This is a genomic window from Enterococcus sp. LJL51 (assembly GCF_049894025.1).
GTDB lineage: Bacteria > Bacillota > Bacilli > Lactobacillales > Enterococcaceae > Enterococcus_L.
Genome location: NZ_JBNEQE010000001.1, coordinates 130,537 through 150,736 on the forward strand (window position 1 = coordinate 130,537; position 20,200 = coordinate 150,736).

Annotated in this window: 22 protein-coding genes and 1 pseudogene; 6 read left to right on the top strand and 17 right to left on the bottom strand. The window is 36.4% G+C overall.

Annotated features, from left to right (window positions below):
• Nucleotides 1-1,063: 1,063 nt before the first annotated feature.
• Entirely contained in the window at nt 1,064-1,336 is a 273-nt protein-coding gene (locus ACPWSO_RS00555; RefSeq protein ID WP_426080818.1) for a hypothetical protein, read from the top strand.
• A 187-nt stretch (nt 1,337-1,523) separates the two neighbouring features.
• Complete coding sequence (locus ACPWSO_RS00560; RefSeq protein WP_426080819.1) at nt 1,524-2,114, top strand: hypothetical protein; 591 nt, start codon at nt 1,524-1,526, stop codon at nt 2,112-2,114.
• Nucleotides 2,115-2,158: 44 nt separating this feature from the next.
• Here ACPWSO_RS00560 and ACPWSO_RS00565 read toward each other — a convergent pair whose 3' ends face one another.
• From ACPWSO_RS00565 to ACPWSO_RS00610, 10 genes are all read right to left on the bottom strand, one after another.
• On the bottom strand, nt 2,159-2,434 hold the full coding sequence (locus tag ACPWSO_RS00565) for a hypothetical protein (protein WP_426080820.1): 276 nt from the start codon (nt 2,432-2,434) through the stop codon (nt 2,159-2,161).
• 12 nt (nt 2,435-2,446) lie between these two features.
• Nucleotides 2,447-2,797, bottom strand: coding sequence for a hypothetical protein (locus tag ACPWSO_RS00570; RefSeq protein WP_426080821.1), 351 nt, complete (start codon nt 2,795-2,797; stop codon nt 2,447-2,449).
• Nucleotides 2,798-2,871: 74 nt separating this feature from the next.
• On the bottom strand, nt 2,872-3,381 hold the full coding sequence (locus ACPWSO_RS00575) for a hypothetical protein (RefSeq protein ID WP_426080822.1): 510 nt from the start codon (nt 3,379-3,381) through the stop codon (nt 2,872-2,874).
• A 25-nt stretch (nt 3,382-3,406) separates the two neighbouring features.
• Complete coding sequence (locus ACPWSO_RS00580) at nt 3,407-3,793, bottom strand: hypothetical protein (protein ID WP_426080823.1); 387 nt, start codon at nt 3,791-3,793, stop codon at nt 3,407-3,409.
• 112 nt (nt 3,794-3,905) lie between these two features.
• On the bottom strand, nt 3,906-4,292 hold the full coding sequence (locus ACPWSO_RS00585; protein ID WP_426080824.1) for a hypothetical protein: 387 nt from the start codon (nt 4,290-4,292) through the stop codon (nt 3,906-3,908).
• A gap of 106 nt (nt 4,293-4,398) precedes the next feature.
• Nucleotides 4,399-4,725 carry a hypothetical protein gene (locus tag ACPWSO_RS00590; RefSeq protein ID WP_426080825.1) on the bottom strand — a complete coding sequence of 109 codons (327 nt, stop codon included), beginning with the start codon at nt 4,723-4,725 and terminating at the stop codon, nt 4,399-4,401.
• An 11-nt stretch (nt 4,726-4,736) separates the two neighbouring features.
• Nucleotides 4,737-5,135, bottom strand: a complete 399-nt coding sequence (locus tag ACPWSO_RS00595) for a hypothetical protein (protein ID WP_426080826.1) — start codon at nt 5,133-5,135, stop codon at nt 4,737-4,739.
• A 78-nt stretch (nt 5,136-5,213) separates the two neighbouring features.
• On the bottom strand, nt 5,214-5,726 hold the full coding sequence (locus ACPWSO_RS00600; protein ID WP_426080827.1) for a hypothetical protein: 513 nt from the start codon (nt 5,724-5,726) through the stop codon (nt 5,214-5,216).
• Between the two features lie 100 nt (nt 5,727-5,826).
• Nucleotides 5,827-6,330 carry a hypothetical protein gene (locus ACPWSO_RS00605; RefSeq protein WP_426080828.1) on the bottom strand — a complete coding sequence of 168 codons (504 nt, stop codon included), beginning with the start codon at nt 6,328-6,330 and terminating at the stop codon, nt 5,827-5,829.
• Nucleotides 6,331-6,340: 10 nt separating this feature from the next.
• The gene (locus ACPWSO_RS00610) at nt 6,341-7,654 is read right to left on the bottom strand and encodes a T7SS effector LXG polymorphic toxin (RefSeq protein ID WP_426080829.1); all 1,314 of its coding nucleotides are present in this window, start codon (nt 7,652-7,654) and stop codon (nt 6,341-6,343) included.
• 397 nt (nt 7,655-8,051) lie between these two features.
• On the opposite strand from ACPWSO_RS00610, the gene ACPWSO_RS00615 reads away from it, so the two are divergent.
• Complete coding sequence (locus ACPWSO_RS00615; RefSeq protein WP_426080830.1) at nt 8,052-8,810, top strand: DUF3427 domain-containing protein; 759 nt, start codon at nt 8,052-8,054, stop codon at nt 8,808-8,810.
• On the opposite strand, the pseudogene ACPWSO_RS00620 reads toward ACPWSO_RS00615, so the two are convergent.
• Nucleotides 8,765-9,886: pseudogene (locus ACPWSO_RS00620) on the bottom strand (transposase). The gene ACPWSO_RS00615 and the pseudogene ACPWSO_RS00620 overlap by 46 nt on opposite strands.
• Nucleotides 9,887-10,262: 376 nt before the next feature.
• Nucleotides 10,263-11,402: a DNA cytosine methyltransferase gene (locus ACPWSO_RS00625; protein WP_426080831.1), complete on the bottom strand. Its 1,140-nt coding sequence runs from the start codon at nt 11,400-11,402 to the stop codon at nt 10,263-10,265.
• A gap of 208 nt (nt 11,403-11,610) precedes the next feature.
• On the opposite strand from ACPWSO_RS00625, the gene ACPWSO_RS00630 reads away from it, so the two are divergent.
• Entirely contained in the window at nt 11,611-12,678 is a 1,068-nt protein-coding gene (locus ACPWSO_RS00630; protein ID WP_426080832.1) for an HpaII family restriction endonuclease, read from the top strand.
• 86 nt (nt 12,679-12,764) lie between these two features.
• Here ACPWSO_RS00630 and leuD read toward each other — a convergent pair whose 3' ends face one another.
• The 5 genes from leuD to ACPWSO_RS00655 all read right to left on the bottom strand — a co-directional run bounded on the left by leuD (nt 12,765) and on the right by ACPWSO_RS00655 (nt 18,890).
• A complete protein-coding gene (gene leuD, locus ACPWSO_RS00635) occupies nt 12,765-13,349 on the bottom strand; it encodes a 3-isopropylmalate dehydratase small subunit (protein WP_426080833.1) in 585 nt (194 codons plus the stop codon).
• The gene (leuC, locus tag ACPWSO_RS00640; protein ID WP_426080834.1) at nt 13,349-14,725 is read right to left on the bottom strand and encodes a 3-isopropylmalate dehydratase large subunit; all 1,377 of its coding nucleotides are present in this window, start codon (nt 14,723-14,725) and stop codon (nt 13,349-13,351) included. The genes leuD and leuC overlap by 1 nt, the downstream gene beginning before the upstream one ends.
• A 161-nt stretch (nt 14,726-14,886) precedes the next feature.
• Nucleotides 14,887-15,930 carry a 3-isopropylmalate dehydrogenase gene (leuB, locus tag ACPWSO_RS00645; protein ID WP_426080835.1) on the bottom strand — a complete coding sequence of 348 codons (1,044 nt, stop codon included), beginning with the start codon at nt 15,928-15,930 and terminating at the stop codon, nt 14,887-14,889.
• Entirely contained in the window at nt 15,927-17,453 is a 1,527-nt protein-coding gene (locus ACPWSO_RS00650; RefSeq protein WP_426080836.1) for a 2-isopropylmalate synthase, read from the bottom strand. The genes leuB and ACPWSO_RS00650 overlap by 4 nt, the downstream gene beginning before the upstream one ends.
• Before the next feature lie 567 nt (nt 17,454-18,020).
• Nucleotides 18,021-18,890: a hypothetical protein gene (locus tag ACPWSO_RS00655; RefSeq protein ID WP_426080837.1), complete on the bottom strand. Its 870-nt coding sequence runs from the start codon at nt 18,888-18,890 to the stop codon at nt 18,021-18,023.
• Between the two features lie 252 nt (nt 18,891-19,142).
• Between ACPWSO_RS00655 and ACPWSO_RS00660 the strand changes: the two genes are divergently transcribed.
• A complete protein-coding gene (locus tag ACPWSO_RS00660; RefSeq protein WP_426080838.1) occupies nt 19,143-19,736 on the top strand; it encodes a DUF3267 domain-containing protein in 594 nt (197 codons plus the stop codon).
• Nucleotides 19,737-19,779: 43 nt separating this feature from the next.
• Complete coding sequence (locus ACPWSO_RS00665; RefSeq protein WP_426080839.1) at nt 19,780-20,193, top strand: DUF6019 family protein; 414 nt, start codon at nt 19,780-19,782, stop codon at nt 20,191-20,193.
• Nucleotides 20,194-20,200 lie beyond the last annotated feature (7 nt).

Below are 20,200 nucleotides of genomic sequence, written 5' to 3' on the forward strand. Positions count from 1 at the left end.
TGCAATTTCAAATTAGTAACTATATCTCGTAGTACTTACAATCTTTTTCTTCTAAAATTGTAATGTAATAATTATGATCAGTTTTATAATCTATTTTCTTATTTTTAGAAGAAAACAGATTTTGATTATAGCTTTCGACAAATAATTCGTATACTTCCTAATTAAGTTTAAAAAATTTTTTTGTTATTTTCTCTTATATAAAGAGTGTTTTTTCTAGTGTTATTTAACGTTTTGTTCGTATTGTCAGAGCAAAAGCTTTCAGCTATACTATGGACACAGGATAGAAATCAATGACATTTAAATAAAAAAAATTGGCACTTCCTTATTCAGCGCCAACTGAATCCGTGAAGTCTTGTACCGACAGCGTGAACTGCCCTTACAAGTCGCCAATAGTCTGAATCTAACTTTAATTTCTTTAGCATGCATCAAACTTCTTAATCCCTAATAGGAACATTCCACTTTTCTTTTTGCTAAAGAGTTTACAGCTTATTTACAGACTATTGCAGACGATAATGGGAGCCTCCTGTTATCGTCTTTTTCTATCCTGTATAACTAAAGCTCCCCAGAAGGAATTGGATTCTGTTAATAAAAAAAGCCACACTCATTTATTCAGACAATGAGCCGACATTCCTTCAGAAAAACTATCTTCATTTTTACTTACTGCGTATCTTTCTGCGGTCACAACTTTTGCTGCGCAATCGCTGTGTATCTTTTTGCGGTTACAACTTTTGCTACGCAAACCTTGTACTGCTCTACATCAACTCTGCTACGCAATCACTGTATATCTTTCTGCGGTTACAACTTTTGCTGTGCAAACCTTGTACTGCTCTACATCAGCTCTGCTACGCAATCGCTGTGTATCGCAGTAAAATAGGGCTCTTCGTCGTTCGGCGCCAACCGAGCGACAAAGCCCTGTGTAAACAGCGTGAACTGTCTATACAAGTTGCCCTATGCTGGTACAATGCACCAGCTTCTTCATTGTACCTAATTTTCGTAAAAAATTCTACACAATGATAGATTTTTTTATCAATTACAATTTACTACTATAAAGGAGGAAACGACTATGAATAAGTCGAAACTTTGTACAAAAGCGATTCCCTATCATGACATTCTGACTATGCAGGATTTAATTGAGCATCTTTCTTCCTGGCAAGAACCGTTAAAATTACTGGACACTTTTTTCTCGGATCAGCAGATTGCTGTAAATAAAAAGAAAATCATTCGGGAATATCATGCCCATGCTCACGTATTTCATGTCTTCATCGAAGATTTTAGCCAGCTTTTAAAGGATAAAGAACAGCTGCTACATCAAATGAAACAGGCAGATAAATTATAAACTTCTTTTTTATTCTTTTCTTATGCTTTTGAACTACTGTTTAAAACTATTTTTATTTAATGATGCTTTAACGAACCTACATATTTCAATCTATTTTTTAAATGTTCACTTTTGATTATTTACGTAGTTGATTCATGCTATAGTTCCAGAGTATAATCAATACAGTAATAAAAAAGTGAGGAAATAAATGAAAAAAATAAGTTGTGAAGCTTGCGGAAGCAATGAACTAACAAAACAAGGTGATTACTTCATCTGTGATTATTGCCATACATCACACTATATTGGTAACGAAAATGGCAGCAATACGAATGAATCGCAGAAAGAGAACAATGCTCAGCCTGAACAAACTGTTGAGGTTCAATCAGCCAAGAAAGAACACGCTCCTATGCAACAGCCTTATGCAACTAATCAAAGAAATGAAGCTCCTAAAGGACCTCTGTTAAAAAAAATACTTGGTTTCTTTTTGATTTTTGCCGGATTTAGCTGTTTCACTACATTTGGAGAACACCTTAGCACTGGGGATTTCTATTTGTTCTTTGCAATGCTCTTTACTGCAGTTGCACTTCTAAATGGCGGATTTACCTTAGCTTTCAATAAAGAAGTATTTCTAACAAAAAAATTCTCGGTCGGACAGCTGTTTCTCGCATTACTAGGTGTGGTAGTAATGCTGGCAATTATTTTTGGCCTAGGAAAGCTACCTCTTTTTATTCTTAGCTTTTTAGTTCTTTTAGCACTCGGATTTTTTGTAGTCAGCACTATCCGGAAGGCTAAGAAATAAACACAAATAAAATAGGTGCTCCAGTTTTAAAAATAACTGGGCACCTATTTTATTGTTTTCAGATAGATATTTTTTATCAGGTTTAAAGAAATGTGTTTATCTGGAGTCCCTTTTAAGTTTTCTTCACTTGCCCATCTACTATCATTATCCCATTTGTCCCATTTTAAACTAAGAGTATAATTATCCTTCAACCATTCAGAATTTCCTTCGTGGGATAGTTCTAATTCTTTACCAAGAAAGCTATGAAACCACATTTTTTCAGCTAACTCTCTGTAGTCCAAATCAATAACTGGTTGATGTATTTTAATCCATACACGCATTTATCCACACCTTTATTTCTCAGTTTTAGCTTTAAGAATTTGTCTCTTCACTTGCATGTATTCTTCATAGGCTTCATCAATCTTTTTTTGGCTGATTTTATGCCATTCATTAATAAGAATTTTGTTCATCTCTTCATAATCTGTTAAGCTTGACTCAGCATCCATATCTCCCCCAAAGCCGATAGAATCTTCAATATCCCAAACAATGCCATTCTTGCCTGCGTAGGATAATTCATGTTCAGCAATGGCATATTTTACTGTCCCTTCATGTAATTCATCAATTAGCTTGTGAGATGCCACTAGCTCTTCAACATCTATGTCATCATTAGTAAATAGCTCCAAAAAGACATGTTCTATTTTCATTTTCACTCATCCTTCATTTTTATATTTTCAAAGTTCTTTTATTAATTAGAGGTGAAGAAAACAAAATTAAACGATTAATAATAAGTGGCAGATTCTTCAAATATTTCCATTCCACTGTTCATTACCTGTCTAATTTTTTCAAGTTCTTCCTTATCCCATTCTGGAGTATATTTTTTCCCAGAAGTATTAATAGCTGGCAGATTATTACCATGAAAAAGTTTGGAATAACAACTACTGTATCTGTCCTCGCTGCCCAAAAACACAGATCCAATAGAAAATGCGACATCATCAAAAAAGTTCCATAGGATCAAAAATTCTACACTATTAATAGAAGTAGAAGTTGTATCCAACCAATTTCTTAGCATATCTAAGTCAATTTTTTCTTCAGCTAAATCCTCAACAGTTAACTCTATATTTTTTTCTATTGAATATTTTTTTAAAAGTTCTATAGTCTTAAAAAGTAGTATTTTTTTATTTTCATTGATATAAAAATCTTTTTCATCAATACATTCAATCATATATAGCTCTGAGTTTCTAAATGTCAGAAGCTGATAGAGATAAATAGGATTGTCTGCATTTTTCATTAGTTTTCTCCATAATTTTGGTAGTTTAAAACGGTTGTTCATTTATTATTTCACATTTGAGGCTCTTGCTGGCAATTATTATTGGTGCTGAGTCAAATCCTTCAGCATTGATTTTGAAGAGATAATTTCCTTGCTCAATATGGTACTTCTCATTGAGTTGACCCAGCGCATCCCCTTCAATTAGCTCTATAAAGGGAGTGGCATCGTCTAAATGCCAAGACAATAGACTAGAAACAAAAAATGGGGTTCCAAATTCTATATTGATTGCAAAATCATTATAAGAAGTATCTATCCTGCCAGCCACAACAAGCTTTCCACCATCCATATGTGCAAATTCAAAATCCATCCATAAACATTTTTTTAAATAGTTGTTTATTTTTAGTAGTTCATTAGTTAGTTCTTCTGTATTCATGTATTTTCCTTTATAGTACATCATTTATAAAAATTTAAACGTAGTTATTGAAACAAAAATGATCATAGGCAATTTGTTTTTAAGATACAATCTAAATTGTTTTATTACAGGATTAATTATCTTTCCCAAAAAATGAAGTATCGCTCATTTTTATTTCCTCAACAAGAATGTCTTTACAAACGATGTTCATTGTCATAATTGATAAATCTAACGTACATTGAATAGAGTGTTCATCATCAGCATATTCTATTAAAGAAATATCTTGTCCATAATAACCTGACTTAGGGCCTGTATTTTTCACTTTGAACTCTCCCCGCCAATTGGTATCGGTTTCATAGCTCGCTTTGTAACAGGAAATAAACGAAAGCTTCCAACAAGTGACAGCATCTTTTTCGATATAAACATATATTTCATCATCAAAATACTTACTTTGAATATCTAAAATCAATAAATCCCAATAGTTTGTTTGATCAATTTTTTCTTGAATTACATCAATCATTCTACTGACTCCTTTTTAGTCTTTCAGAGGTTCTGAATGAGTAAGCTTTATACAAACGAAGTTCGTTTGTTTCTTCAATGATTAAAAGAAATACATGCTCGTTTTATTAGTATTTATCCAATACGAACTTTTTAAATTCTTTGGGTATGTGTCTGTCCTTCGAAAAAAAATTATCGAGGATATGTGTATCTTCTCCCAGTAATATTTCCTGATAAACATTGTCGCTTCTCCAATCCACTGCACTATAAACGACTTCAGGATTTGTAACATCTTCAATAGAAAAATAGTTATTCTCCACCCCAAACTTTACTAAGCCCTCTAAAAAAGAAAGCTCATAGTTATATTCAGAATGAAATAGCTTATATATTCTAGCTATAATTGCGTCTTCTTCAATAACTGAACTTAAAAACTCTATCAAATCTTCTTGTTTCATCTTTTCATCCCTCACTTAATTAATGGTATCCGCATTATTTTAGCATTAACAGTTGTTTTTAAATAGGAGGCGCTATGAACAATATCTGTAGCATTTTCATATCCATAATTTAATTGCCACGAGTTCCCTTTTCCGTCAAAATAGCGTACCCCTTCCCCTCTCTTTAAAGGAGCTTTCGTAAACTCGCTTAGTTCTTTATCTAAATAACTTTCTACGTCCTTAATATTTGAATTTTCAAAAGAATTGGCATCATCTATATCAAAATCTGAATTATCTGGGGTGTCACCCGACTTCCCATAACCAGCTGTATTTCCACTCGCCATAATCGACACAACACCAGCACTGGTAATAAGAAATCCTTCTGCAACTTTAGCAAGAGCTTCTTTGTTTACTACTGCTTGAACCATCATAGCGCTTCCGCCAGTACTCAAGGAAAGGATGGGTACACCGTCTACTACACCTGTCACTCCACGGTAAAATAAATTACTTTAATCGTAAATAACCTCATTATCCCAGGGTTCATCAACACATTCCAATGTTTCAACTTCTTTCAGACTTCTTTCATTTGCTTCTTCAAAGCTCATTGATAGGAGTGCATAATATTTTTGTTGAAATTCTTTCAAAGAAAACCAGGTTTTCATCCCATCAAGACTGATAAAGCCTCCAACAACAGTAGCGAGTTCCTGAACCATGATATAGAAAGCACGTTTATCGACAGTCAGTATATGAATATGATCCGTTTCAATGTATAAAAATTTGTTATCTCTTATTGGGTTTAAAGAAATGTGTTCTGTAGCAAATTTTTTCTGAATCCAACGCTTATCATTTAGTGATTTATCCCATTTTAAGTCAAGAGTGTAACTATCTTTCAACCATTCAGAATTTCCTCCATGTGATAATTCTAACTCTTTATCTAAATAAAAGTTGAACCACATCTTTTCAGCTAACTCTCTATAATCCAGATTAATAATCGGTTGATTTATTTTAATCCATGCACGCATTTATCCACACCTTTAGTTCTGTCTTCATGTTAATCTATTTCAGAATTTTGTAAATCAGAAGTCAAGCGATTTTTTTAATATCTAAATAATTAAATGGATGTCAATATTCCCAAGGTTCTTCTTCAACCACTATTGACGATACTTCTTTTAAACTTAAATCATTGGCTTCATCATATGATAAACTTAATATATCTTCATGTTTTTTCTCAAACAGTTCTACAGACTGCCAGTTTTTAGAGTCATCTTCTCGGATTCGTCCTTGTAACTCTTTTGCTAATTCGATGACCATAATATACATAGCACGTTTATCTACTGTAAGTATTTGCACATGTTTTGAAACAATCTCTACAATCTTGTCTTGAGTATGATATTCTAGCTCAATTTCTTGAAATTTAAGTGGTGTTCGAATCTCTCCCCATCTTTCATCATTCAGCCACTTGTCCAACGAGATTGTCAAATAAAAACTATTTCTCAATGTTTCATCGTTTCCTACATGAGAAATTTCCAATTCTTTTCCATCTTTTTCTTTAAACCACATTGCTTCGGCTAATTCGCGATATCCCCATGATGTTTTCTTTCCATTTGTTTCTACAAATAATCTCATTTTGTCACCTCTATTTTGTTTTTAGCCATACCCAAGCTCTGTAAATATTGTCTACCAATTCATCAAGTTTACCTTTACCTATACCCCTTTTTATATTTCTTGGTATTTGGTTATAGATGCTAGTACGGTCTGTTATTTCTTCAATTTCTAATCTAAAATCTAAAGGAGATCTTTTACCATGTCCAGTTTGAACTTGAATTTTACCACCATCTGGTTCCGCATCCACTCTAATTTTTGATTTCTTTCCTTCAACCCTACCTTCTATAGGTTTTCCAAAGGTCTTACTCGTTATTTTTCCATTATTTGAAAATTGTACAAAGTCTTTTAGGGTCAGAGAATCTGCTAGAACAGCATTCCCTTCAATTGCTACACCACCAGAAATAGCTACTGTTCCATACGTATTATCATTAAAACGAACAAGTAATCGATTGCCCACAGCTCCAACAATTTCACTAATAATTTTCTTTATACCACCACTAAATGTAATCATGGTACCAATAAAAGAAACAAATTGGCTAAACTTATCTTCTGCGACTCGTTGTCTCAATAATTCGGTCATTTCTATTCTCAAAAGTTCATTGTACACGATTGTAGCATCTTCATCATAAATTCCATTCGAATAGACGTCGTATTTCGTACCTCCTAATGAGTTTTTCCCCACCTTTACCTCTAATTGTAACCCTTTTCCATAATTCTGCTCTCGTTCCTGCCACTTCTCCTGAATCGGCTTGACCCAGGTCATATCTAATTTAGTGATATCGAAGGTACCGGAAGCCGCATGCCAAGCACCGCCTTTTTCTAAAGCGTCTACGCCTCGGTTCAGGTTTTCTATATTGGTGAGTGCCTCGGTAAAGATATCGGCAGAGACACTGTTAAACTCATAGAGCTTCTGTAGACGTTCCTCCAGGACGGCAATGCCTTCCTGCATCCGCATATAGGCTCGCTCCATCCGTAGATTGGGCTTTTCTTCTTTGTTCAGGACATCAGCGTAGGCTCTCAAAATATTTTGTCCTTCTTGAATCTGTTCTCTTAGCCGGTCTTCCTCAATATCTCCGCCGCCGACTATTTCCTGAAACTTCGCAGGAAACTTAGTATGGGCCTCAATCATTGACTCGGCCACTAAAGTCATCCCGCTGGCGATAGGCGGATAAACTTCCCCAAAATAATTGCGGGCAGAGTCATAGGTTTTTCCAGATAATGGCGCCCGAAGATAGGCGTTAATGGCATCCTTGAGGATACCGGCGTTTTGTCGGTGTTCGTTGGCTATCTGAATCGCTTCATTGGTCTGTGCTTCAATTTCTCCCACAAAAAAACTAAGTCCCATAAACTTATTCCTTTCTCCTAACTAATTACCTTATAATTTAAAAACATCCTAAGATTACTCTAGCATAAATATAATTATAAAAACATATAAAATTAACTTAAAGATATTTATAAATAACAACGAGTGTTATTGTCATTCTTTGAATTTTAATTATTTTGGTCTCTAATTTTTTTAAATCTGTATTATATAGAAAAATAAGAACTTTTAATAGAGTAATATATTTACCCATCTTTAAACAGTTTATGACGATTGATTTTTGAAGAACAAACCCGTAGTCTCTTTTTTATAAATATTTTTAATATCCTTTAAACTGGTAATCCATTAATAATTTTAATGTAAAAAAATACACTAAATGTTATTATGATTTTATTAAGTGATTTGAAGAGGGATGGTTATTTTGAAATATAATTTTGATATGGGGGAAACATATACTAGAAAAGATGTAAAAGCTTTGATTGGAGCTATTGATCCAGGTAATATTGGTGGACAATGGGGGACTGGGTATGCTTCATTTAATGGATGCTACTTTTTATTTGCAAATATAAATTCACCAGGTAGAACGGGGCATGACTATCATAATATACTAAATAACGATAGTCTTTACTGGTTTGCTAAAACAAAGCATACCCTTTCAACACGTACTATTAAAAATTTTCTAAGTGGTGACTATGAAATTTATATCTTCACTCGTAAAGATAGTACCGACCCACGTTTTATTTTCCAAGGATTAGGGTTTATTAAAGACTTTGAGGATACAGATCCTGCCCATATTGTTTGGGGATTCACTGATAATTTGTCGATGGTGCCAAATGAGTTTAAACCTAAAAAACGTATATCTTACATAGAAGGAGCAAGGAGGAGATCTGTGACCAACAAATATGAAAGAAATTCTGAAGCTAGAAAGAAATGTATTGAGTTTTATGGAACTTCTTGTCTAATTTGTGAAATGAATTTTAAAGAAATTTATGGAGATATTGGGAAAGATTATATTCACGTTCACCATGAAATAGAGCTCAGTAGTATTGGCAGAGAATATAAAATCGATCCAATAAAAGACCTAAAGCCAGTCTGCCCTAATTGTCATGCAATGTTGCATAAGAGAAAACCGGCTTACACACTTAAAGAATTAAAAATAGTAATGGGAGTGGAACAATAGTCCTCTCTCAAAAAAATAAGCTCAATTTTGATGGTTAATGTCAAAATCGAGCTTATTTTTTCTATTATAGATGCCTTTCTCTCCATATATTTCCCTATTTTTCTTAAATTTAATGCCATGAGGGCTAAGCCAATGTCAATCTCCACTCTTTGTTTTCCTCTTAAGTGGAAAAGATGGAACGTCAAATGAGCTTTCAGATGACCAAACACTGGTTCGACATCAATTTTCCGATTCCGATCACTTTTTGCTTTCGTACAGTGACTACGAACTAGGCAACTTCTACAAGTTTCACATTCGTAAATTTTGAAGTCACGTACAAATCCATCTTTATCTTTTCTTTAGCTATATTGCTTGAAGGGGACTACCCGATGAGCAGGACAAATGTACGTATCTTCTTCTTCAAGATTGCTTCAGTTTTCAATGATAAAGGGACTTTTTTGATTTCTTCATGATAGTTTCCATACGTAATCAAGGGGGTTTATGCAATATATCATTGATATACATATAATTTTCTTCACTACCATAACCGGCATCCGCCACAATATATTCGGGTAATTCCTTGTGTTGCTCTAAAAATCTATCTAAAAACGGATTTAAGATTTTTGTATCTGTTGAGTTTGGGAATAAATCATATGCTAGGACATACTGATTTTCTGTTGCGATTTGTAAATTGTAACCTGGCTTTAGCTGACCTTTGCGCATATAGTTGTCTTTCATCCGCATAAAAGTGGCTTCATTATCAATCACTCGATTGGTAATGAGTTATCGATGAAACAAGATGAAGGCTTCTGTTAAAAGGTGAGCGGTTGTCTCATGACTTCTGAACCGATTGATGATTTGATAGCTGACTTGTTCTTGGTTGGCTAACAAGCGCATATGATAGCTATCTTCTAACAGAAATTCAATCTTTCTACTGGAAAAGACCCGTTGAATATACGCATATAAAATAACTTTTAACATCATTTTAGGGTGGTAGGCCTGTTGTTCTTCTAATTCATTGAAAAGTGTTTGGGCATTGCTTAGACCAAGGCATTGACCGCAAAAGCGACATCGGTTTCTGGAATATATTGTTCCAACTCTAAAAGTTGTGTGCTTTTTGTGTACCCTTAAATCAAAAAAAGTGGGACAATGATCAGATTCTCTTCTGGCTATTGTCCCACTCTCAAGTGTTCTTTTATTATTTTGTTTTTATAAAATCATAAGTTTCAAGAGGAATAAGCTTTTCTAAAGCCATTTCCATACTCACTATATCAATATCATTTCTACTCTCATCTTTTACTCTTTTCGGATCAACTTTATTTATTCTAGGGATAGCTTGGCCTAGATAAACAAAGCCACTAGATTTTTTGCTTCTTTTTGCACAAAGATATGAATTTCTAATCCTGTATCTCTATACTTCAAAATTTCTTGTACTTCACTACTGTCAAACCTAATACTTATTCATATAGCTTTTTAAATTCTGACAGTATTTTCAGCTTTAGATAGAGTTAACTTCATTTCATCTGCAACAGATTTCATCATAGGGACTGCAACACTATTTCCAAATTGACGATACATTTGAGTCCTTGATACAGGAACGACAAAATCATCAGGAAATCCCATTAGCCGTTTACATTCAAGTTCAGATAATAGTCTAATTCCTGTTTCACCTCCAGTGACAAAAGTACCTGTTAAACGCTGAATTTTATGATAGCTTGCAACTAGCGTCTTTACTTGAAAATCAGAGGATTTATCAACCAGTTGAGGTTTTCCATCTTGTTTTTTAAATAGATAACTATTCTGAAGATGCTTAGAAATTGAATATCCTAACGGATTATCTTCTAAAATTTCACCAATAGTTTTTTTATTTTCTTTATCACCTTGCGGAAACGAAAAATTGTCAATATTTAAATCTTTTCTAAATCCTACAATTACTACTCGTTTTCTAACTTGAGGAAGTCCAAAATTCTGAGCATCTAATACATCATGAAATATATCATAACCCGCCTCTTCTAAAGATTCTTTTATTATTTTAAATGTTTCACCATTTTGAATTGTTAATAACCCTTGTACATTTTCTAAAAGAAACATTTTTGGTTGATGAAATTTGATTATCCTTAATACATCAAAAAAAAGAGTGCCTTGTGTTGCATGTTCAAATCCTTCTCGTTTACCTATCATCGAAAAAGGCTGACATGGGAACCCCGCTAATAAAACATCATGCTCAGGAATATCTTCTTCTTTAATTTTAGTAATATCCCCAGCTGGAATTTCACCATAGTTAGCTTCATAAGTTTTTTGAGCAAACTTATCCCACTCTGAACTGAACACAGCAATTGTACTATCATCTTCAAAACCTTTTCTTATGCCACCAATTCCTGCAAATAAATCTATAAATTTCAATTTATTTTCCAAAGTATTCACATTCTTTCTTTTTTCAGTTTCTATTCCTAAATTAATTAAATGCAAACATCTTTTGTTAAAGCTGTTGCACTCTTTCATATCTAAATTACGAATTCTATCGAATAAATCTTCAGACAAATATATATTTTTTGATACTTTATTAATTTTGGATAGTTTCCTACCAGAACCTTCTCTATACCCGCCTCTCATAATACATCTCCTTAGAACCCTTGTTCGTATACTATACACTTAAATGTTTGATTTTTCAATTTAAAAATTCAAACATTTGACCGTTCTTTTTTTTTCCTACTTATGAGATAATAGAGTAAAGTCAGAAAACTAGCAACCCTAAAACTTCATTCAGGTATTAGCTATAATATTTCTGAAATTATTGAACACGAGAGAGGGAATAATCATAGTGGTTCATAAGTATAACAAAGGGGAATGGTCAGAGCTTTATGCTTTTCTTTATTCGTTAGCAAACGGCGAACTTTATGGAGCTGATGAAAATCTTTTTAAGGATTCTGCTATACGATATGATATAATTTCTGCATTTCAAAGTGATAACGAGTATTTCCGAAATATATCTAATTCGACTATAGATTTTGAAATTCAAGGAAAATTATATACTGTACCATTCGATATTTTTCAAATTGAAACAAAAAAATTATTTGAGAGTATTAAAAATGGAGTTGGTAGTACTTTTGCAATTCCGAATATTGAACCTTTTATTGAAAATTTAAAAATTCATTCATTAAAGGCGGGAAATAAGCTTAAAGGAGATTTGGTTATTAAGGTCCACGATGTTATGACATCTACTCAACCTAAACTAAGTTTTAGTGTTAAATCTTATATTGGTGGCCGAGCTACTTTATTAAATTCTTCCAATGGTACTAGCTTTACTTATAATGTTGTATCCGCATCTGATACACTATCTATAGAAGATATAGAGGAAATAAACAATATAAATGGTAGTTCTAAAATAAAAGACAGGATTGCTAAAATCTATGAAAAAGGAGCTAAACTTGAATTTGAAAGTGTCTCCTCTGATATATTTTCAAGAAATCTACAAATGATAGACTATCGTATGCCAGAACTACTTTCTTATCTATTTGAAGAATCTTATTTTGTCAAAGGAAAGAGAATTCCTGAGGTACTAAATTCCTATGTAAAAAAAACAGATGAAAATAAAGAAATAATTGAGTATAAAATTAAGCAGCTGTTAGTTGCTTGTGCTTTAGGCATGGTTCCTAAAACCCCGTGGCATGGATTAGATGAGGCAACAGGTGGGTATATAGTCGTAAAAGATAATGCTGAAGTTCTCTGTTACCATATTTATGATCGAAATAAATTGAGTCAATATTTATATACTCATACTTCATTCGATACACCCAGTACTTCCAGATATAAGAATGTCGGAAAAATTGTATTAGATGCTGCGACACATCGATATAAGTTTTGTTTAAATCTTCAAATACGATTTTAATCAATATTTTTTATTTAATTGTTAATTAATGGAAAATGAAACCAGCAATCTCCAAAAAATAAGATGCTGGTTTCATTTTCCATATTCTATTTATATAATTTCTCCCTACTCTCATACTCTCCAATCTCTTTTTCATAAGCCAGAGTAATCGCAATATCATCCAAGCCATTAACCAGCTTATGCTTCCAGGTTCCGTCGATATCGAAGCTGTAAGCTTCGCCATCAGCGAGAACCTGCTGTTTCGGTAGGTCAATGGTGATGGTTTGGGCTGCCGGCAGGGCTGCCAGCTTCTGACGTGCTGCCAAAGGTAGCACGATTGGCAATAGACCGTTCTTCGTGGCATTCATGTAGAAGATGTCGCTAAAGCTGCCGGCGATGACTGCACGAAAGCCATAGTCATCCAACGCCCAGGCAGCATGTTCTCGGGAAGAACCGGAACCGAAGTTGTCGCCGGAGATTAGAATGGTTGCGCCTTGATACTGGGGTTCATTCAAAATGAATTCAGGGTTTGGCGTGCGGTCCGGCAGATAGCGCCATTCATCAAATAGAAATTCACCAAAGCCGGTTTTCTCAATTCGCTTGAGAAATGATTTAGGAATAATCTGATCCGTATCAATATTATCGTTCATCAACGGGACTGTTGTCCCTGTATGTTGTGTAAAAGCCTCCATTATGCACCCAGCTCCTCTCTGATATCAATAAATGTTCCGTTCAATGCAGCAGCAGCAGCCATTGCTGGACTGCATAGATGGGTACGTGCGCCTTTTCCCTGACGTCCTTCAAAGTTTCGGTTAGAGGTCGATGCACAGTGTACTCCTGAGGGTACTTGGTCTGGGTTCATTCCCAAACACATTGAGCAGCCTGGTTCCCGCCATTCAAAGCCGGCTTCCTTAAAAATTTTATCCAGTCCAATTTTTTCAGCTGCTTTACGAACCGGTCTTGATCCGGGAACAACAATTGCAGTGATACCTTCTTTAATTTTCTTACCTCGTACCACATTTGCTGCTTCCTCTAGGTCTGAAAGGCGTCCGTTGGTACAGGAACCGATAAACACATAGCCCACTTCAATATCTGATGGCCGCTGGCCCGGCTGAAGGTCCATGTAATTGTATGCCCGTTCATCGTTCATATCTTTAATTTCCGGGAAGGTTCCTGTAACTGGAATCCCCATTTCCGGATTTGTCCCCCATGTAACAAATGGTATCAGTTCATCAGCATTCAACTCCAAGTTAGCATCATAAACCGCATCTGCATCGCTCGGCAGTGTCTGCCAGTCAGCAATTGCCTTCTCCATATTTTCCGGTGCGTATTCTCTTCCCTGCACATACTCATACGTTTTTTCATCCGGAGCCATCATACCCATTTTCGCTCCGCCTTCAATCGCCATATTGCAAATCGTCATGCGTTCTTCCATAGAAAGTGCTTCAATCGTATCTCCGTAAAATTCCACTGCATGTCCAACACCAAAATCCACACCATATTTCGCAATCAATGCCAAAATAATATCCTTTGCGTAGACACCCTTTGCCAGCTTACCAGTAATTTTTACCCCCATACTTTTCGGCTTGCGCTGCCAAATAGACTGTGTCGCAAACACGTGCTCTACTTCGCTGGTTCCAATTCCAAACGCCAATGCCCCAAAAGCACCATGAGTCGCCGTATGAGAATCCCCGCAGACAATAATTTTCCCAGGCTGCGTCAGTCCTGTTTCTGGACCAACCATGTGTACAATTCCCTGACGTTCGCTGCCGTTTTCACACAAAGTAACACCAAATTCATCACAATTTTTTTTCAACGCTTCAATCTGTTTTTTTGCAACCAAATCTGTAATATTAAAAATATCCTTTGTCGGTACATTATGATCCATCGTACCAAAGGTTTTATCCGGGCGGCGGACTTTTCTGCCTGCTTCCCGCAAGCCTTCAAAGGCCTGTGGCGATGTTACCTCATGAATTAGATGAAGATCCACATACAACAGCTGCGGTTCTCCCTCCTCACCATGGATGACATGGCGTTCCCATAGTTTATCAAACAATGTTTTTCCCATTGACTTTCGCTCCCTCAGTTATTGATTTTCATCATAAAATCAGCTTAATTCTTCTGCCTTATCGTCTTCCCCACGATGTATCTGCTATAAAAATTGATTTTTTCTCTGCAAATCTTGGCACTCTTTCATAAGTCCGCCGAACATTTTCATCGTTAGAAACTTTAGATTCTCAATTCCTTAATAACCGCTTCTGTGAATTCCAGCGTTCCTGCCGTACCCCCTAAATCTTTTGTTAAAACGCCTGCAGCCATCACCTTGTCGCAGGCTCTCTCGATACGCTTCGCTGTTGCTTCCATTCCAAATGATTGTCGGAGCATCATGGCTGCCGACAAAATCATCGACATTGGATTAGCAATATCCTGTCCGGCAATATCCGGAGCCGACCCATGAATCGGTTCGTAAAGGGATGGGCCACTTTCGCTATGGCTGGCACTAGGCATCATCCCAAGAGATCCGGGAATCACAGACGCTTCATCGCTGAGAATATCGCCGAATAGATTTTCTGTAACAAGTACATCAAAATCCTTAGGCCGCTGAATCATAACCATCGCCGCTGAATCAACCAGCTGATGCTCCAATGTACAATCAGGGAATTCCTGTGCCACCTCTTCTGCTGTTTCCCGCCAAAGCTTACTGGTCGCCAGCACATTTGCCTTGTCCACAGAGGTTACTTTTTTATTTCTTGTGCGAGCAATTTCAAATGCCTTTCGAATAATTCGTTGAATTTCCGCTTTCGTATAGGTACACAAATCAGAAGCCTGATCTGTTTCACGTTTTTTCTCTCCAAAATAGATTCCTCCTGTCAATTCCCGTACCACGATAAAATCGACGCCTTTAACATTTTTTTCTTTTAATGGGGATAAGTGAATGACCGCATCTGGAACACTGATTGGACGAATATTTGCGAATAAGCCTAGTGCTTTACGCAATGCCAGCAGACCCTGCTCCGGACGTTTTGGTGCAGCATCCCATTTCGGACCGCCGATAGCACCCAATAGAATGGCATCGGCATCTTTACAAGCCGTTAGTGTTTTCTCTGGTAGCGGGTCGCCTTCCTGGTCTATCCCAGCTCCTCCAAAAGGAAATGCCTGAATATCAAAATCCAGCTCTTCCTGTACCATAATTTCTGCCATAATTTTCAAGGTGCTATCCATGATTTCTTTGCCGATTCCATCCCCCGGCAATGCAACTATTTTTTTTGTCATTTCATCTGCTCCATTTCTCTTTTAAATCGTTCACTTGCCTGTACATATGCTTTGGCAGAGGCCTGCAGCACATCGAAATCAATTCCGGTACCGTTGAACTGCTTTTTAGTCCGGCTATCCTGTACTGTCACATAAACCTCTGCCTGCGCGTCTTCTCCTCCAGTAATGGCTTTAATCGAATACTGCTTCAGCTCTGGTTTTTGTTCCATGATTTTGTCAATGGAATTATAAATCGCTTGAATGCTGCCTGAACCAATGGCTGATTCCATTTTAGTTTCTGTTTCTCCTGTTTTCATCGAAACAATTGCTCCCTGACTGCCATCAGATACATATTGAAGCTGAACTCGTTCGAGATGACAGCACTCCTCCAGCTCCTGTGTTTGTCCAACCATTAGGGCAATCAAGTCTTCATCGGTCACCTGTTTCTTTTTATCAGCTAATGCTTTAAAGCTCTTGAATGCTGTTTTCAGCTCATCCTCAGTAAACTGATAGCCTAGCTCTTCCATTTTTGTGGCAAAAGCATGACGGCCTGATAATTTTCCTAGAGGCAATGAGTTAGTATTTACGCCTACAAGTGAGGGGGTAATAATTTCATACGTATCCGGATTTTTCAGCACACCGTCCTGATGGATACCAGATTCATGTGCATACGCGTTAGCGCCGATAATTGCTTTATTTCTTGGTACTGCTACACCAGAGAGACGGCTGACCAAATCGCTGGTGCGCTTGGTTTCATTAAAAACGATATTGCTTTCAGCCTGATAAAAATCTTTGCGGATATACAGTGCTAACGCTACTTCTTCCAACGCTGTATTTCCTGCCCGCTCACCAATTCCGTTCACTGTACCTTCCACCCGGCGAGCACCATTTTCAATTGCTGCCAAGGCATTGGCAGTAGCCATGCCCAAATCGTCATGACAATGGGAAGAAAAAATTATTTCCTGCTCACTCTCAATATTTTCAATTAGATAGCTAAACAGCTGTCCGTACTCTGTAGGATTCGAATAACCCACTGTGTCGGGGATATTAATAATTGTTGCTCCAGCATCAATCGCTGTCTGAACTGCCTTCAGCAGAAAATCCTTTTCTGTTCTTGTGGCATCCTCTGGGGAAAACTGAACCTTTTCAAATTTCGTTTTTGCATAGCTTACATGTTCACCTATGGATGCGATTACCTCTTTAGGCGTCATTTTTAGCTTATACTCCATATGAATGGGACTAGTTGCCAAAAAGATATGAATTTGCGGATGTACTGCATCCTTCAACGCTTCATAAGCCCGGTCGATGTCTTTTGTCTGACAGCGGGCCAAGCCGGCCACAGTCATCCGTTTAGCAGCTCCGGCAATCGCCTGAACTGCTTCAAAATCTCCTTCTGAAGCAATCGGGAAGCCGGCCTCAATCGTATCAATACCCCATTTTTCCAGCTGCAGTGCAATTTGAACTTTTTCCTTTGTATTAAAATTGACGCCTGGTGTTTGCTCACCATCCCTCAAAGTGGTGTCAAAGAATTGAATGTTTTTCATTGTTTTTTCCTCCTGATTACTCATTATTCTTATTATTCAGAATATTATGACTATTATAAATAACTCTATTCTTCAAAGACTACTTTGCTCCTCTTGGTCGCCAAGTATTGGAACCTTTCTAATTTGGTCAAAGGTCACAACACTCTCTACGTTCGCCTTGTATTGCTCATCATCTGCTCTGCTTATCAGCAATCGCAGTGAATAGAATTGTTACTTCGCTCCTCGCAGTCGCCAAGTATTGGAACTCTACTTTGTAGTCAGTATAAGAGTTCCAACAAAAAAAGCATCCCATGGCTGGGATGCGTATCGTTCATCCCGTTCATGCAAATGCGAAACAGGACTCTTCCGTTCTAATCTGATTGCTTAATGATTAGATAGCCGAGTCCTTAACTAATAATAATAAAAATGTTTGTTTGTATGTTGTTTTTCTCATAACAATCAACATCCTTTATTTGCTGAATTTTCTGTCAATTTAGAAGTTAATGTAAATCTTACAGAAAAAGCGATCAGATGTCAACTGTTTTTATGAGAAATTTTTAATTTTAGCAGTGAGCAATTTTTTCAGCTTTATGAAAGCTCTGATTTTTCCAGAAATGCTGTATAGGATAAATTCAAACGATTTGCGTAGTAGGTATAGCCCAATACATCTTCAAAATAAGTAATAACCGCTTCACAGAGTTTTTTCCCCTTCGGATCATTTCGTTTAACCAAGATGATACCTCCTAAAAAGCGGGCAAAAGAGTCAAAGGGCATATACTTCAATTCCCGGTCATCTTCCAGCTTTGATAAGTACAGGTTTAAAATTTCTTCAGCATAAATCAGCTCTTCCCGACGAATAAATTCCAGACAAACCTGTAGGAAGAAGTCATGAAGATAATAATAGTTGACTGTATTTTGAGCTTTCTTACGAAAAATATGAACGGTCATTCGATAGATTTCTTCATCCTCTAGTGGAAACATTGAATACTGGGCAATAAAGAACTCAAAACGCCCCCACTCTTCAACAGAACGTAAATATTCTGAAATTGGCGAGCGGTCAACCTCTGGTCTGTTTTTAAATAGAACATAGCTAATTTGTTCACAGGTCAATGCAAGGTAAAGAAATTTCTGATCCTGCGTTTCTTGATAAATTTTATGGTATTTCTGGCTAATTTTTTGTGCGAGCAGTGAACGATGACCATTGATAACTAGATCAAATTCACGCTCTGCTTCATCCAATACCACATCCACAGTCAACTCGTGGTATTCTCCGAAAAACTCGACCACTGAAATGTTTTCCTTATATAATAAATTCAAAAAATTCGTTAAGCTAACATCATTATCTCCCCGCTCGTATTTTCGTAAAAACTGCGGCGAAACAATTTCTTTCGCTGCTTCGGGAACTGAAACGCCTTTCCGCTCTCGAAATTTTCGAAACAAACTTCCCGTTAAATGCATACTACTCCCCCTCAAAAAAGAAACTATAGTTTCTTTTAAATAACAGTTAATTTTTATTATAACAAAGAATCCTCAGCTATAGCTTTTTTCTTGAAAAAATACTTTCTATTTTCTTTATTCTATAGATAAATCCGATAGTCTTTATCTATAGAAACTGTAAAAAGAAACCAAATTTTCCCTGTTGTCGCTGCCCTGCTGCGAACTCTTTTACAAAATTTAGATGGTAACCAAACAAGAGAGGAGTAAATAAAAATGAAACAAGACAATGATGCACCTCAACACTTTTATCAGTTGTGTAAGGAAATGACTGCCCAAGGCTATCGGATCAAGGAACGGGTATTTACAGGTCTGGAAGTAAATGTTTTGGGACTGCTGCTTCCAGCACCGTTGATTATCGGTTTATTTTTTCTTTATCGAAGTCTTAATACACAACCGCTAAAAGAAACTGCTGATATAAATTATCTGCTGCTTTTGCTGATTCTAGTCAGCTCGATTGTCGTCCACGAGTACATTCATGGTTTTGGCTGGGGATTATTCTGCCAAAATAAATGGCACAGCATTAAGATTACTTTCGGCTTTCCCAATCCTTTATGTCACTGCAAAGAATCTCTTTCTTGGAAAAATTATGTGTTTGGTGCGCTGCTTCCAATCATTGTGTTAGGGGGCGGCTGTACACTCCTGCTGCTTCTTTTTCCCGGAAATTATACCTTTCTGGCGGCAGCTCTCAACGTTCTTTTAGCCGGCGGCGATTTGATGATTGTTCTTTATTCTTTAAAGAGCAGGCATACACAAATCTATGATCATCCAACCAAGCCCGGCTTTATTCTTTTTGAAAGAAACTACTAAGCTATCGGCAACACAAAATAATTAAATAGGAGTGAGAACTATTATGCAATCTATCGGTATCAGCTTTGGATCAATTATTCTTTTAGCCATTGTTTTTTACTTTGTCATTAAATATGCCGTACGTAAAGCGATTATTGAGGCAACCGTCTATCAGCAGGAGCTTTCTGAATCCGTATATACGGACAAGGTATTAAATGAGCTTGCTCTTTTGTCTTCAGGCCCCTACGGTCTTGGAACCGAGCTATTCAACAATCTATCCAGGGAACAAAAGGATATACTAAAACCTGAATATAAATTATTAACCAAGCGCTTCAATAAACTCTATCTTTCGTATCCCTATGAATCGACTAAAAATGACTTTCAGGAAACCGTACTAACTTTGAAAAAGGACTTTGACCTTCTGGTAGACAAAGTTCGGGCCTTTGAAAAGAAAAATGCTGCTGACGAATCCTTATAGCTAAGCT

Bases quoted from the DNA above. Each gene is read 5' to 3' on its own strand.
- ACPWSO_RS00585 (WP_426080824.1), bottom strand. From the start codon at position 4,292: ATGATTGATGTAATTCAAGAAAAAATTGATCAAACAAACTATTGGGAT.
- leuC (WP_426080834.1), bottom strand. From the start codon at position 14,725: ATGGGAAAAACATTGTTTGATAAACTATGGGAACGCCATGTCATCCAT.
- ACPWSO_RS00605 (WP_426080828.1), bottom strand. From the start codon at position 6,330: ATGAGATTATTTGTAGAAACAAATGGAAAGAAAACATCATGGGGATAT.
- ACPWSO_RS00595 (WP_426080826.1), bottom strand. From the start codon at position 5,135: ATGATGGTTCAAGCAGTAGTAAACAAAGAAGCTCTTGCTAAAGTTGCA.
- ACPWSO_RS00660 (WP_426080838.1), top strand. From the start codon at position 19,143: ATGAAACAAGACAATGATGCACCTCAACACTTTTATCAGTTGTGTAAG.
- ACPWSO_RS00655 (WP_426080837.1), bottom strand. From the start codon at position 18,890: ATGCATTTAACGGGAAGTTTGTTTCGAAAATTTCGAGAGCGGAAAGGC.
- leuB (WP_426080835.1), bottom strand. From the start codon at position 15,930: ATGACAAAAAAAATAGTTGCATTGCCGGGGGATGGAATCGGCAAAGAA.
- ACPWSO_RS00565 (WP_426080820.1), bottom strand. From the start codon at position 2,434: ATGCGTGTATGGATTAAAATACATCAACCAGTTATTGATTTGGACTAC.
- ACPWSO_RS00610 (WP_426080829.1), bottom strand. From the start codon at position 7,654: ATGGGACTTAGTTTTTTTGTGGGAGAAATTGAAGCACAGACCAATGAA.
- ACPWSO_RS00665 (WP_426080839.1), top strand. From the start codon at position 19,780: ATGCAATCTATCGGTATCAGCTTTGGATCAATTATTCTTTTAGCCATT.
- ACPWSO_RS00560 (WP_426080819.1), top strand. From the start codon at position 1,524: ATGAAAAAAATAAGTTGTGAAGCTTGCGGAAGCAATGAACTAACAAAA.
- ACPWSO_RS00555 (WP_426080818.1), top strand. From the start codon at position 1,064: ATGAATAAGTCGAAACTTTGTACAAAAGCGATTCCCTATCATGACATT.
- ACPWSO_RS00590 (WP_426080825.1), bottom strand. From the start codon at position 4,725: ATGAAACAAGAAGATTTGATAGAGTTTTTAAGTTCAGTTATTGAAGAA.
- ACPWSO_RS00570 (WP_426080821.1), bottom strand. From the start codon at position 2,797: ATGAAAATAGAACATGTCTTTTTGGAGCTATTTACTAATGATGACATA.
- ACPWSO_RS00650 (WP_426080836.1), bottom strand. From the start codon at position 17,453: ATGAAAAACATTCAATTCTTTGACACCACTTTGAGGGATGGTGAGCAA.
- leuD (WP_426080833.1), bottom strand. From the start codon at position 13,349: ATGGAGGCTTTTACACAACATACAGGGACAACAGTCCCGTTGATGAAC.
- ACPWSO_RS00625 (WP_426080831.1), bottom strand. From the start codon at position 11,402: ATGAGAGGCGGGTATAGAGAAGGTTCTGGTAGGAAACTATCCAAAATT.
- ACPWSO_RS00575 (WP_426080822.1), bottom strand. From the start codon at position 3,381: ATGAAAAATGCAGACAATCCTATTTATCTCTATCAGCTTCTGACATTT.
- ACPWSO_RS00600 (WP_426080827.1), bottom strand. From the start codon at position 5,726: ATGCGTGCATGGATTAAAATAAATCAACCGATTATTAATCTGGATTAT.
- ACPWSO_RS00580 (WP_426080823.1), bottom strand. From the start codon at position 3,793: ATGAATACAGAAGAACTAACTAATGAACTACTAAAAATAAACAACTAT.